This window comes from Brevundimonas sp. CURTG3B2_SDJG (genome assembly GCF_057364705.1).
Window position 1 is genome coordinate 1 of sequence record NZ_JBNFOJ010000071.1, and the last position, 11621, is coordinate 11621.

General features: G+C 70.4%; 14 protein-coding genes and 3 pseudogenes. 12 read left to right on the top strand and 5 right to left on the bottom strand.

The window, feature by feature from the left end:
• Nucleotides 1–66: 66 nt before the first annotated feature.
• The 9 genes and pseudogenes from AC2W7C_RS06675 to AC2W7C_RS06715 form a co-directional block, all read left to right on the top strand.
• Nucleotides 67–837 (top strand): annotated as a pseudogene (locus AC2W7C_RS06675) (putative Ig domain-containing protein); the annotation flags it as partial.
• Nucleotides 838–949: 112 nt separating this feature from the next.
• A complete protein-coding gene (locus AC2W7C_RS06680; protein WP_486000741.1) occupies nucleotides 950–1078 on the top strand; it encodes a hypothetical protein in 129 nt (42 codons plus the stop codon).
• A 27-nt stretch (nucleotides 1079–1105) separates the two neighbouring features.
• A pseudogene (locus AC2W7C_RS06685) lies at nucleotides 1106–1222 on the top strand (Ig-like domain-containing protein); the annotation flags it as partial.
• A gap of 9 nt (nucleotides 1223–1231) precedes the next feature.
• Nucleotides 1232–2395, top strand: coding sequence for an autotransporter outer membrane beta-barrel domain-containing protein (locus tag AC2W7C_RS06690; RefSeq protein ID WP_486000742.1), 1164 nt, complete (start codon nucleotides 1232–1234; stop codon nucleotides 2393–2395).
• Nucleotides 2396–2490: 95 nt separating this feature from the next.
• Nucleotides 2491–3900 (top strand): alkaline phosphatase PhoX, encoded by a 1410-nt coding sequence (locus AC2W7C_RS06695; RefSeq protein ID WP_486000751.1) that lies wholly within the window; start codon nucleotides 2491–2493, stop codon nucleotides 3898–3900.
• 117 nt (nucleotides 3901–4017) lie between these two features.
• Nucleotides 4018–5463 (top strand): pyruvate kinase, encoded by a 1446-nt coding sequence (pyk, locus tag AC2W7C_RS06700; RefSeq protein WP_486000743.1) that lies wholly within the window; start codon nucleotides 4018–4020, stop codon nucleotides 5461–5463.
• A gap of 16 nt (nucleotides 5464–5479) precedes the next feature.
• Nucleotides 5480–6202: a DNA adenine methylase gene (locus AC2W7C_RS06705; RefSeq protein ID WP_486000744.1), complete on the top strand. Its 723-nt coding sequence runs from the start codon at nucleotides 5480–5482 to the stop codon at nucleotides 6200–6202.
• Complete coding sequence (locus AC2W7C_RS06710; RefSeq protein ID WP_486000752.1) at nucleotides 6088–6519, top strand: hypothetical protein; 432 nt, start codon at nucleotides 6088–6090, stop codon at nucleotides 6517–6519. The genes AC2W7C_RS06705 and AC2W7C_RS06710 overlap by 115 nt, the downstream gene beginning before the upstream one ends.
• Nucleotides 6520–6583: 64 nt before the next feature.
• Nucleotides 6584–6829 (top strand): hypothetical protein, encoded by a 246-nt coding sequence (locus tag AC2W7C_RS06715; protein ID WP_486000745.1) that lies wholly within the window; start codon nucleotides 6584–6586, stop codon nucleotides 6827–6829.
• Between the two features lie 6 nt (nucleotides 6830–6835).
• Here AC2W7C_RS06715 and AC2W7C_RS06720 read toward each other — a convergent pair whose 3' ends face one another.
• The 5 genes from AC2W7C_RS06720 to AC2W7C_RS06740 all read right to left on the bottom strand — a co-directional run bounded on the left by AC2W7C_RS06720 (nucleotide 6836) and on the right by AC2W7C_RS06740 (nucleotide 9556).
• Nucleotides 6836–7444 (bottom strand): ribonuclease HII, encoded by a 609-nt coding sequence (locus AC2W7C_RS06720; RefSeq protein ID WP_486000753.1) that lies wholly within the window; start codon nucleotides 7442–7444, stop codon nucleotides 6836–6838.
• A gap of 53 nt (nucleotides 7445–7497) precedes the next feature.
• Entirely contained in the window at nucleotides 7498–8076 is a 579-nt protein-coding gene (locus AC2W7C_RS06725) for a DNA-3-methyladenine glycosylase I (RefSeq protein ID WP_486000746.1), read from the bottom strand.
• A gap of 222 nt (nucleotides 8077–8298) precedes the next feature.
• Nucleotides 8299–8706 (bottom strand): glutathione S-transferase family protein, encoded by a 408-nt coding sequence (locus tag AC2W7C_RS06730; RefSeq protein WP_486000747.1) that lies wholly within the window; start codon nucleotides 8704–8706, stop codon nucleotides 8299–8301.
• Complete coding sequence (locus AC2W7C_RS06735) at nucleotides 8697–9050, bottom strand: glutathione S-transferase family protein (protein WP_486000748.1); 354 nt, start codon at nucleotides 9048–9050, stop codon at nucleotides 8697–8699. The genes AC2W7C_RS06730 and AC2W7C_RS06735 overlap by 10 nt, the downstream gene beginning before the upstream one ends.
• 2 nt (nucleotides 9051–9052) lie before the next feature.
• Nucleotides 9053–9556, bottom strand: a complete 504-nt coding sequence (locus AC2W7C_RS06740) for a winged helix-turn-helix transcriptional regulator (protein ID WP_486000749.1) — start codon at nucleotides 9554–9556, stop codon at nucleotides 9053–9055.
• 315 nt (nucleotides 9557–9871) lie between these two features.
• Between AC2W7C_RS06740 and AC2W7C_RS06745 the strand changes: the two are divergent.
• From AC2W7C_RS06745 to AC2W7C_RS06755, 3 genes and pseudogenes are all read left to right on the top strand, one after another.
• Nucleotides 9872–10072 (top strand): annotated as a pseudogene (locus AC2W7C_RS06745) (acyl-CoA thioesterase domain-containing protein); the annotation flags it as partial.
• Nucleotides 10061–10573 (top strand): acyl-CoA thioesterase, encoded by a 513-nt coding sequence (locus AC2W7C_RS06750; RefSeq protein ID WP_486000754.1) that lies wholly within the window; start codon nucleotides 10061–10063, stop codon nucleotides 10571–10573. The pseudogene AC2W7C_RS06745 and the gene AC2W7C_RS06750, both read left to right, overlap by 12 nt.
• A gap of 77 nt (nucleotides 10574–10650) precedes the next feature.
• Nucleotides 10651–11621 (top strand): tetratricopeptide repeat protein (locus AC2W7C_RS06755; protein WP_486000750.1); only part of this gene is annotated, 971 nt, incomplete at its 3' end.

Consider the following 11621-nt stretch of genomic DNA (forward strand, 5'->3'; position numbering starts at 1 on the left):
GCCCTACACCTACAGCCTGGTCAGCGGCAGCCTGCCGGCCGGCGTGGCGCTGAGCAGCGCCGACAGCTGTCCGGCACGCCGGTGCTCGCCGGGTCCTACACCTTCGTGGTCCGCACGACGGACGACGCCGGCTATACGGTCCAGACCAGCTACACCGTCGTCGTCGCCCCGCCGCCCACGATCACCGTCTCGCCGGCCGCGCTGCCCGACGGCGCCGTGGGTCAGGCCTACTCGCAGACGCTGACCGCCAGCGGCGGGACGGGCCCCTATAGCTTCAGCCTGTTGGGCGGCGCCCTTCCGATCGGCGTCAGCTTCAGCAGCGCCGGGCAGCTTTCGGGTGTCCCGCGAGCGCACGGCGCATTCAGCCTGAACGTCCGGGCGACGGACGCCGACGGCTTCACGGGTTCGCAGATCGTCACCCTGAACATCCCGGCGCCGACCCTGACGACCGCGCCCGCGACACTCCCCGGCGGCCAGGTGGGGGTCGCCTATGCTCAATCCCTGAGCACGAGCGGCGGGATCGCGCCGTACACCTACAGCCTGGTCAGCGGCAGCCTGCCGGTCGGCGTGGCGTTCAGCAGCGCGGGCCAATACTCGGGCGTCCCGACGACCGCGGGCTCGTACACCGCCGTGGTGCGGGCGACCGACGACGCCGGCTATACGGTCCAGACCAGCTACACCATCCTGGTCGCCGCCGCGGCGCCCCTGACGGTGACGCCGGCCAGCCTGCCGGCGGGGACGACGGGAACGCCCTACAGCCAGACGGTCACGGCCAGCGGCGGCACGGCGCCCTACAGCTTCAGCCTGGTGAGCGGCGCATTGCCGCCCGGCCTGAGCTTCAGCGCCGCCGGCGTCCTGTCCGGCACGCCGACGGCGGCCGGGTCGTACGCCGTCACCCCTGCGGGCGACCGACGCCTTCAGCACGACGGGCGACCGCGCCTATACGATCGTGGTCAACGCCAGCGCGGTCGTGGGGCCGCCGATCACGGTCGAGATCCTGCAGGGCCAGACCGCCACCGTCGACCTGACCGCGGCGGCCACCGGCGTCCGTTCACGGGGGCGGCTGTGGTCGGCCTGACGCCCGCGGGCTCGGGGAGCGACCGCGATCGTCAACCCGTCGGCCGGCCGCTACAGCCTGACCTACACTCCCGCCGCCGGCTTCTCGGGCGCGGCCACGGTCACCTACACGCTGAGCAACGCGGCCAGCACCTCCGCGCCGGGAACGGTGACGGTGGTCGTCGTCCCTCGTCCGGATCCCAGCCTGGATCCCGAAGTCCTGGGCCTGATCGCCGCCCAGGACGAGACGGCCCGCCGCTTCGCTGGGGCCCAGACCGCCAACATCGCCGGCCGCCTCGAGGCGCTGCGCGACGGAACGGCCGGACGCACGGCCGTGCAGGTCGGGTTCCGGGGCGACGACGAGACCGTCGACCTGGGGCTGGATCCCTCGCTGCGCCGCGATCTGACGGCGGCCGAAAGACCGTCGTCATCCTCGCTGGCGGTCATGGCGCGCGACGACGCCTTCGCCGGCGACGCGGTCGGCGGAGCCGGCGGATCCGCCTCGGCCGGACATCTGGGCGTGTGGGCCGCGGGCGTCGTGGATTTCGGCCGGCGCGACGACGACGCGGGCCAGCCGGGGGCGAAGTTCACCACCGACGGCCTGACGGCCGGCGTGGATTACCAGGTCGCCGACGGCGCCGTGCTGGGCGTCAGCATCGGCTACGGCCGCGACGAGAGCCGGGTCGGTGACAACGGCACCCGCAGCGAAGCCGACGGCTACAGCCTCGCCCTCTACGGCGGCTATCGGCCCGGGGGGAGCGTCTTCGTGGACGGCGTCGTCGGATATGGCTCGATGTCGTTCGAGTCGCGCCGGTACGTCACAGCCACCGGCGGTTTCGCGACAGGCGAGCGCGACGGCGACCAGTGGTTCGCGGCGGCCGCCGCCGGTTGGGTCGTCGAGCGGGGCGGATGGAACCTGTCGCCGTACGGACGGCTGGCGACCTCGCGGTCGGTTCTGGAGGCCTTCTCGGAGACCAGCGGCGGCCCGTACGCCCTGACCTATGACGAGCAGGTGGTCCGTTCGACCACCGCCGGCCTGGGGCTTCGAGGCTCTCATGTCCGGATCGTCCGCCACGGCGAGCTCGGCGTCCGGTTCCGGCTGGAGTACAGCCACGAGTTCGAGGACGCCGACCGCGCCGGACTGTCCTACCTCGACTGGATCGGAGGCCCGTCGTACGAGGCCGTTCTGACCCCCTTCGGCCAGGATCGCCTGACCACCGGGCTGGGCCTGGGTCTGACGACCCTGAACGGCTGGCGCCTGAACGGGGAATACCAGGTCCAGTTCAGCGACGAGGGCCATCAGCAGCAGATCCGGCTGCAGGCGGCCAAGGCGTTCTAGGCGGAGGTCCGATCTTCACAGAACCATGATGATCCGATCGAGGCGGGCGGGCTAAGCCCCGTCCGACCTTGAAAGGACTCGGCATGCGCTTCGACATGAACACGGACCGGCGGACCCTGCTGGCGGCCGGCGCCGCGGGCCTGGCCTTCGGCGGCCTGGCCCGGTCCGCGCTGGCCCAGACGGCCGAGGAGACCTACGTCAACCAGGTTCCCGGCTACGGCCCGCTGGTGCGCGATCCCAACGCCATGCTCGACCTGCCGGAAGGGTTCTCATACCGCGTCATCTCGCAGAGCGGCGAGACCATGGACGACGGCCTGCTGGTGCCCGGCCAGCCGGACGGCATGGGCTGCTTCAGCCTGGGCGGCACGCGGGTGGCCCTGGTCCGCAATCACGAACTGAAGGGCGCCAGCGCGGCGCATCGCAACTGGGGACCCGGCGGCTATCACCAGGAGCGGCTGGACGGCGTCGCCGTCTCCAAGGCCTACGACACCTTCAAGGACGGCCGGCCGCTGCCGGGCGGCACGACCACCGTCGTCTACGACATGGCCACGGGCGAGACCGTCAGCCAGCACCTGAGCCTGATCGGGACCTCGACCAACTGCGCCGGCGGCCAGACGCCCTGGGGCAGCTGGCTGACCTGCGAGGAGACCGACGAGGGGCCGGCCGACGCCGACGTCACGCGCGAACATGGCTATGTCTTCGAGGTGCCGGCGGACGCCACGGGGCTGGTCGAGGCGGTGCCGCTGAAGGCCATGGGCCGCTTCGACCACGAGGCGGTCGCCGTCGATCCGCGCACGGGGATCGTCTATCTGACCGAGGACAAGGGCGACAGCCTGTTCTACCGCTTCATCCCGACCACGCCGGGCAAGCTGGCCGAAGGCGGCCGCCTGCAGGCGCTGGTCATCCGCGGCGCGCCGGGCGCCGACACGTCCAACCAGGAACAGCGGTTCTGGTCGGTCGGCGAGGTCAAGGCGGTCGATTGGATCGACCTGGACGACGTGGAAAGCCCCAACAAGGACCTCCGGAAGCGCGGCCACGCGGCCGGCGCGGCCCTGTTCGCCCGCGGCGAAGGCATCCACTACGCCGACGGCGAGCTGTACTTCACCGCGACCTCGGGCGGCCCGGTGCGCCGGGGGCAGATCCTGCGCTACGTCCCCTCGGTCGCCGAGGGCCGGGCCGGCGAGCGCCGCGAGCCCGGCAAGCTCGACCTGTTCGTCGAGTCGTCCGACCTGAAGGCGCTGAACATGGGGGACAACCTGACGGTCGCGCCGTGGGGGCATCTGGTGGTGTGCGAGGACAACTATTCCGGAGAGACGCGCAACCACATCAAAGGCGTGACGCCGGAGGGCAAGCTGTACACCATCGCCCGCAACATCTTCTCGGGGAACTCCGAGTTCGCCGGAGCCTGCTTCTCGCCCGACGGCTCGACCCTGTTCGTGAACATCATGTTCCCCGGCGTGACCTTCGCCATCACCGGGCCGTGGACGACGTTCAGGGACGCCTGAGGTCGTCCCGCGCGCGGCTCCGGCCATAAACTCGTGTTTCCGAGGGCGGAGCGCCCTTAATCCTGCGGCGTTTCGTGGCAGAAGGGGGCGTCGCCCTTCGCGGCCTACGGATATTCCATGAAGAGAGCCCGCCGCGCGCGCATCGTCGCCACCCTTGGTCCGGCCAGCCGCGCCCCCGGCACGGTGAAGGCCCTGGCCCAGGCCGGGGTGGACGTGTTCCGCCTGAACTTCAGCCACGGCTCGCACGACGACCACGCCGCCGCCCTGAAGGCCGTGCGCGGGGCCGAGATGGCGCTGAAACGCCCCCTGGCCGTCCTGGCCGACCTGCAGGGGCCCAAGCTGCGGCTGGGCCGCTTCGCCGACGTCGAGATCGCGGTGAAGCCGGGCCACACCATGCGCTTCGACCTGGATCCGACCCCGGGCGACGAGACGCGGGTGCAGATGCCGCATCCCGAAATCTTCAGGGCGCTGCGCACCGGCATGCTGCTGCTGCTGGACGACGGCCGTGTCCGGCTTCGGGTCGGAAAGCGCACCGACGAATGGGCGGACGTCACCGTCGAGAGCGGCTCCAAGCTGTCGGACCGCAAGGGCGTCGCCGTGCCCGAGGCGGTCATCCCGGTCTCGGCCCTGACCGCCAAGGACCGCGAGGACCTGGCCTTCGCCCTGCGCATCGGGGTGGACTGGGTGGCGCTCAGCTTCGTGCAGAAGGCCGAGGACATGGCCGAGCTGAAGCGGCTGGTGGGGGGCAAGGCGGCTTGTTTGGCCAAGATCGAGAAGCCCCAGGCCCTGAACGCGCTGGAGAGCATCCTGGACTACTGCGACGGCGTCATGGTCGCGCGCGGCGACCTGGGCGTCGAGCTAGACCCGGAGGAGGTGCCGGTCGCCCAGAAGCAGATCCTGCGGGCGGCCCGCCAGCGCGGGGTGCCCGCCATCGTGGCGACCCAGATGCTGGAATCCATGACCAGCGCGCCGGCCCCGACCCGGGCCGAGGCGTCCGACGTCGCCAACGCCGCCTACGAAGGCGCCGACGCCCTGATGCTGTCGGCCGAGACCGCCTCTGGCGACTATCCGCTGGAGGCCGTGTCGGTGATGAACCGCATCATCGAGCGGGTGGAGCGCGATCCGCTATGGCCCGGCCTGATGGACGCCGAGCATGCGGGCATGGACGATCATGACGCCGACGCCCTGGTGGCGGCGGCCCGCAAGGCCGCCGAGGCCCAGTCCACCGCCTGCATCGTGGTCTTCACCACCCTGGGCGGCACCGCCCGGCGCATGGCCCGCGAGCGACCGCTGCAGCCGGTCCTGGCGCTGACGCCCAATCCCTCGACCGCGCGGCGTCTGGCCCTGGTCTGGGGGCTGGAATCCCGGCTGGGCAAGGAGCCGACGTCCCTGGAGGACGTCACCGAGGACGCCGTCGCCAGCGCCATGGACAACGGCCTGGCCGAGCCCGGCCAGCGCATCCTGATCCTGGCCGGCACGCCCTTCGGGGCGCCGGGTGCTGCGAATCTGCTGCGACTCGCGCATGCTCCGACCAAGGGAAAGGGCGGCAAGGCCCGCGGCTGACCCCCAGAAGGTCTGTATGATCAAGTACATCGGCTCCAAGCGCGCGTTGCTGGGCCATGTGACGGCGACCGTCGCGGCCGCCCTGCCGGAAGGAGGACGGGTCTGCGATCTGTTCTCCGGCTCGGCTCGCGTCGGACATGCGCTGAAGAAGCAGGGCTTCCAGGTCTGGTCGAACGACCACAACGCGTACGCCCATGTGCTGGCGACCGCCTATGTCCAGGCCGACCGCGAGCGCTGGCTGGAGAGGGCCGAAGCGGTCCTGGCCGACCTGCGGACCGTGAAGCCCGAGGCCGGCTGGTTCACCAAGGCCTTCTGCGAGGACGCCCGCTTCTTTCACCCCGACAACGGCGCGCGGGTCGACGCCATACGCGACCGCATCGCCGCGATGGCCCTGGAGCCCGAGCTGGAGGCCATAGTCCTGGTCAGCCTGATGGAGGCCGCCGACCGGGTGGATTCCACCGCGGGGCTGCAGATGGCCTATATGAAGTCCTGGGCCGCGAGGGCGCTGAAACCCTTGGAGTTGCGGATGCCCGACATCCTGCCCGGAGCGCCGGCCGGGCCGTGCAGGGCGACCGCGCGGACGCCGTCGAACTGGCCTCCGAGGTGGAGGCCGACCTGGTCTACCTGGACCCGCCGTACAACCAGCACTCCTACCTGGGGAACTACCACTGCTGGGAGAGCCTGGTCCTGTGGGACAAGCCCGAAACCTATGGCGTGGCCAACAAGCGGGTGGACGTGAAGACGCGCAAGAGCGTGTTCAACAGCCGGCCCGGCATCGGTCCGGCGTTGAAGACGGTGATCGAGAGGGTGAAGGCGCCCAACCTGGTCGTGTCCTTCAACGACGAGGGCTATCTGAGCCGCGAGCAGCTGGTCGAGATGCTGTCGGCCCGCGGCGAGGTGCAGGTGATCGAGGTCCAGCGGCCCCGCTACGTCGGCGCCCGCATCGGCATCCACAATCCCAAGGGCGAGAAGGTCGGCGCCGTCGGCCGCCTCCAGAATGTCGAATACCTGTTCGTGGTCTCGAACCGGCGCCTGGACCTGGCTGACGCGGCCTGACGGCGAAGGCGCGCGGGGAACGGCGCACGGACAGGTCCGTTATCCGGTCATGGAAGACCTGACGATGAGCGCCGCCCGCCGCCCCGAGGGCTATCGCGTCTACGGCCGCGCCGCCGACGCCTTCGAGGCCGTCGCCTGGAAGGCGCCGAACGCGCACCGCTTCGAGGGCCGCATCGCCAATGATCTCCCCCGGGCGGAGCCGAGCCTTGGAGACGTCGCGCGGGCCGTGCCGGCTTGGGCGGTGGTCGTGGGCGGAGGCGTGGTCGCGGCGCTGGCCGGCGCGATGCTGGGCGGCATGTTGCAGCTCTGAGACGGCTCAGGCTTCCAACAGCGCCCGGATCGGCGCCCAACCGCGGCGATGCTCGGGGCAGGGGCCCAGGGTCTTCAGGGCCTCGGAGTGGATGGGCGCATTGTAGCCCTTGTGGCTGGCGAAGCCGTAGCCGGGATAGAGGGCGTCCATCTCGATCATCAGCCGGTCGCGGGCGGTCTTGGCCAGAATGGAGGCGGCGGCGATGGACAGCGACAGGCCGTCGCCCCCGACCACGGTCTGGATAGGGCACGGCAGCTTGAACTTGTAGTTGCCGTCGACCAGGGCCGCCGCCGGCGGAACCTGCAGCGCCTCGATCGCCCGGCACATGGCCAGGCCCGTGGCGTGCAGGATGTTCAGCTCGGCGATCTCGTCCACCGAAGCGAAGCCGACGCCCCAGGCCAGAGCGCGCGCCTTGATCTCGATCTCCAGCGCTTCGCGCCTGGCCGCGGTCAGGGCCTTGGAGTCGTCGATGCCGTAGGGAAGGTCGTCGGGGTTCAGGATCACCGCCGCGGCCGACACGGGCCCGGCCCAGGGCCCGCGCCCCGCCTCGTCCACGCCGCAGACCGGCCCGCCCCGGGTCTCGATCAGCAGGGCTTCCAGCGTCAGGGTCGGGATGGCGCGTGCGGCCTTGAGCGCGGGCCTTCCCTTCGGCGATTTCGGAGCAGCGGTCACGAGCGGCCCATCGCACGAACCTGGCCGTGACGGAAGCACTCGACGCCGTGATCGTTGACCATGCCCACGGCCTGCATGAAGGCGTAGACGATCACCGGCCCGCAGAAGGTGAAGCCGCGCGTCTTCAGCGCCTTGGCCATGGCCTCGGACTCCGCCGTCGCCACCGGCCGCGCGTCGCTGTCGGGCCAGTGGTTCTGGATCGGCGCGCCGCCGACGAAGGACCATAGCCATTCGGAGAAGTCCTCGCCGTTCTCCCGCATCTCCAGCCAGATCCGGGCGCCCTTGATCGCCGAGTTGATCTTGGCGCGTGACCGAATGATGCGTGCGTCGTCCAACAGGCGCTGAATGTCGGCCTCTCCATAGGCGGCGATCTTCTCCGGATCGAAACCGTCGAAGGCGTCGCGCATCCCCTCGCGCTTCCTCAGGATGGTGATCCAGGCCAGCCCGGCCTGGAAGCCGTCCAGCACCAGCTTCTCCCACAAGGCGCGGGGATCGTACTCGGGCACGCCCCATTCTTCGTCGTGATAGGCGACGTACAGCGGGTCGGTCCCGCACCAGGCGCAGCGAGTCGGCATGGCCGCAGGGTGCGGCAAGCGGGGTGTGGAGGGAAGGCGCTCGCCTCTCCACTCGCAGCCAAGCGAATGGAGAGGACCGGTCGGCGCGCAAGCGACCGCCAGGTGAGGGCGACGCCGGCGGGTGGGATCAAGGGGCGAAATGGCCGACGCCAGAGGCGCCCTCGCCTGATCGCTGCGCGATCTGTCCTCTCCCTCGCCTTGAAGGGCGACGGAGAGGTGAGTTCATTGCGGCGTCATCGGCCCGCGGCGGGGCGTCTCGCCCATCCAGCTCTGCGCCGAGGCGGCGAAGCCGAACTCGGCCAGGCGGTCGCGGTGGTGCTTGACCGGCGTGCGCATCAGGGCGCGGGCCAGGGCGTTGAGTGGCCCCAGCGGCGTCTCGGCCTCCATCCGCTCCAGCCAAGCGGCCAGGCGCGGCCACCGGCCCGGATCGACCCCGACTTGGACCACGCCGGCGTTGGCGAAGGCGGGCGCCAGGCTCAGGTCGGCCATGCTCAGTTCGCCGAACAGAAAGCCGGTCTCGGGCGTCAGGCCCTCCAGATAGTCCAGGATCACCGGCAGCTCGACGTCGCGCGCCTGGTCGACGACGGCCTGGTCGCACTCGCCGCCGAAGAAGCGGGGCTTCAGAGCCATCTGGAAGAACAGCTTCCACCCCAACACGTCGAACAGCCGGGTGTCGGCGAACTCCTCGACGAAGCGCGCCTTGGCCCGGGTCGCGGGGTCGGCCGGCCATAGCGACGGACCCGGCCGGTTTCCTCGATGTACTGGACGATCACGCTGGAGTCGCACAGCGTCAGGTCGCCTTCGATCCACACCGGGATGCGGCGCAGCGGGCTGAGCTTGGCGAAGTCGTCGTCGCCCATGAAGGGCGTCAGCGGGTCCAGCGCCACCTCCACGCCCTTCAGCGCGCAGGCGGCCAGAACCTTGCGGACGTAGGGCGAGACAGGGTTGCCGATCAGCGTGACCGGTTCGACCATGCTCAGGCCGCCTCGTCGGCCGCCGGTTCCTTGGGCATCAACTCGCCGATGGTCGGGCGGTTTTCCGATACCGTCAGCTGGATGTCGCGCGGACGGACGATCTCGTTGCAATGGCCGCAGGCGATGCGGGGGTTCAGGTCGTGGCCGCAGGTCTTGTGGATCATGGCGATCCCGGCGTCGGCGTCGCCATAGACGTGCTTGGCGCCCCAGCCGTGCAGGGTGACCAGCACGCCGTAAAGGTCCTTGCCCTTGGCGGTCAGGACATATTCGTTGCGGGGCGGGCGCTCGGAATAGAGGCGCGGCTCCAGCACCCCGTGCTGGACCAGGCTCTTCAGGCGGGCGGCGAGGACGTTGCGGGCCACGCCCAGACGCTCCTGCCACTGCTCGAAGCGGCTGACGCCGTTGAAGGCGTCGCGGATGACCAGAAGCGTCCAAGGATCGCCGATGACCTCAAGCGTGGCGGCGATCGAACAGCTTTGTCTCGAATAGTCGGCGGTGCGTCCCATGACGCAAAGGTGACGTCACGTCAGCGGTTTGGCAAGAGGGTTGCCAATCCGAACGGACTAAGTCAGTCTTGTTTCGCTACGGACATATTCCGGCTCCCCCGGGGCGTAGCGTGATCCCTCGACTTGGGCGGAAGGTTCGGGCCTTCCGCCTCTCTTTCGTTCCGGATAGTTCCAGCGGCATGACCCAGCAGACCCTCGATGAAGCCCTGACGCTCGCCGGCGACGGCCAGGGCGGCCTGATCGCGCCGCTGACGGACGCGTTCTCCAACGCGCCCCAGGCCTGGCCGGCGAGCCGAGGCGCCCCTTTTCGGCGGCCTTATGGCGGCGCTGGCGGCCAGGGCGCCGCGGCAGGCGCTGGGGATCACAGCGCCCCTGCGCACCGTGGCGGTCCAGTTCCTGATCGGCGCCCGCTTCGAGCCCCTGACGATCACCAGCGAACTGCTGCGCGGCGGCCGGTCGGCGTCCTACGCCTCGGTGCGAGCCGGGCAAGGCGATCGCTTGGCGATGAGCGGCCTGGTCACATACGGCCAGCCCGGCGCGGGTCCCGAGTTGCGGGCCGCCTCGATCGTTCCGCCGCCCCTTCAGGACCAACCGCTGACGCCGATGGACCCGCGGTTCGGCCCCCACTTCATCCGCTACGTCGAACATCGCTTCGTCGGCGGCATCAAGCTGTTCGGCCGCAACGAGACCGACCGCATGGGGGTCTGGATGCGCACCGTCGACGGCCGGCCTCTGGACGAGGCCCGGCTGGCCTTCCTGCTGGACGCGACCTTCCCGGTCTACTGGACCATGCTGCCCGCGCCGCCCGCGGTCTCGGCCACCGCCGACCTGCGCTACGACTTCTTCGGCCCGATCCCGGAGGACGCCGCGCCGGACGGCTGGACCTATTTCGAGTTCGTCTCGCGCGACAGCCACGGCGGTTGGACGGTCGAGGACGCCACCGCCTGGGCCCAGGACGGCCGCCCGCTGGCGGTGGGGCGGCAACTGCGGAAGGTGCTGGCGTCGCGAGGTGGTTGAAGGGCGTCGGCGTGAGCCGCCGCGGCGTCAGGTTCTACAGGGTTTTCCCCGCCGAGGGTCGTGATACCTTCGGCTCCATGAAGTCGCGTTTGCTTAGTCTCGTCGCCGCGTGCGCGTTGTTATTGGCGTCCGCTCCGGCGGCGGTGGCGCAGGACGCCGACGCCCTGGTCGCCCGGATCGGCGAAGGTCGCGAGTTGGTCGCCGGGGGACGGCTGACCGAAGCCGAGGCCCTGTATCGCCAGATGCTGATCGAGCTCGATCAGATGGAGGAACGGGCGCCCCTGTTCACCGCCGTGGCCCTGAACGACCTGGGCATGCTGCTGTTCGATCAGCGGCGGCTGGACGAATCCCTCGACGCCATGACCCGGTCGGCGGCCTTCGCCGTCGAGGCCCAAGGCGAGGCCAGCGATCCGGCTCTGGTCTTCTCCACCAACCGCATCCTGGTCCTCGAGGCCATGACCCGACACGAGGAGGCCATCGCCGAGTATCGCCGTCTGCTGGCTATACGGGAGGCGCAGGAGCCCGTGAACGTCATGGAGCTGGCGACCCTGCTGAACAACATGGGCGTCAATCTGATCCGGATGGAACGGCTGGACGAGGCCGAGGCGGCGCTGCGGCGCTCGATCGCCCTTCGGGAAGGCCTTCTGGGGACCGAGCATCCATCGACCGCTCTCAGCTACGTCGCCCTGGGCGACATACTGACGTCCCAGGGCAAGATGGACCTGGCGGAGGCGATGCTCCGACGCGCTTTGGCGGTCATGCCGGCAACGGTCGACGCCCGGCTTCGCGGCGGCGCCTACGGCAGCCTGATCGATGTCCTGATCGCACAGGGCGAGTACGACGAGGCGGCCGACGTCGCGACTACCTCCCTGACCCTCAGCCGTGAAGCGTACGGAGACGACGATCCCGAAACGGGCGCGGCGCTGTTTCAACTGGCGGAAGCCCGACTGAAACAAGACCGGCGGCCGAGGCGCGCCATTGCTGGAGGATGCGCTGAGGGTGTTCAGGGCCGGCATGCCGGGCGCCGGACGTGCTGGTCCGCCCGCTG

Excerpts from the sequence above, each read along its gene's own strand:
- AC2W7C_RS06740 (WP_486000749.1), bottom strand. The coding sequence starts at position 9,556 with ATGGGACGCACCGCCGACTATTCGAGACAAAGCTGTTCGATCGCCGCC.
- AC2W7C_RS06695 (WP_486000751.1), top strand. The coding sequence starts at position 2,491 with ATGAACACGGACCGGCGGACCCTGCTGGCGGCCGGCGCCGCGGGCCTG.
- AC2W7C_RS06735 (WP_486000748.1), bottom strand. The coding sequence starts at position 9,050 with ATGGTCGAACCGGTCACGCTGATCGGCAACCCTGTCTCGCCCTACGTC.
- AC2W7C_RS06725 (WP_486000746.1), bottom strand. The coding sequence starts at position 8,076 with ATGCCGACTCGCTGCGCCTGGTGCGGGACCGACCCGCTGTACGTCGCC.
- AC2W7C_RS06730 (WP_486000747.1), bottom strand. The coding sequence starts at position 8,706 with ATGGCTCTGAAGCCCCGCTTCTTCGGCGGCGAGTGCGACCAGGCCGTC.
- AC2W7C_RS06715 (WP_486000745.1), top strand. The coding sequence starts at position 6,584 with ATGAGCGCCGCCCGCCGCCCCGAGGGCTATCGCGTCTACGGCCGCGCC.
- pyk (WP_486000743.1), top strand. The coding sequence starts at position 4,018 with ATGAAGAGAGCCCGCCGCGCGCGCATCGTCGCCACCCTTGGTCCGGCC.
- AC2W7C_RS06750 (WP_486000754.1), top strand. The coding sequence starts at position 10,061 with ATGAGCGGCCTGGTCACATACGGCCAGCCCGGCGCGGGTCCCGAGTTG.
- AC2W7C_RS06705 (WP_486000744.1), top strand. The coding sequence starts at position 5,480 with ATGATCAAGTACATCGGCTCCAAGCGCGCGTTGCTGGGCCATGTGACG.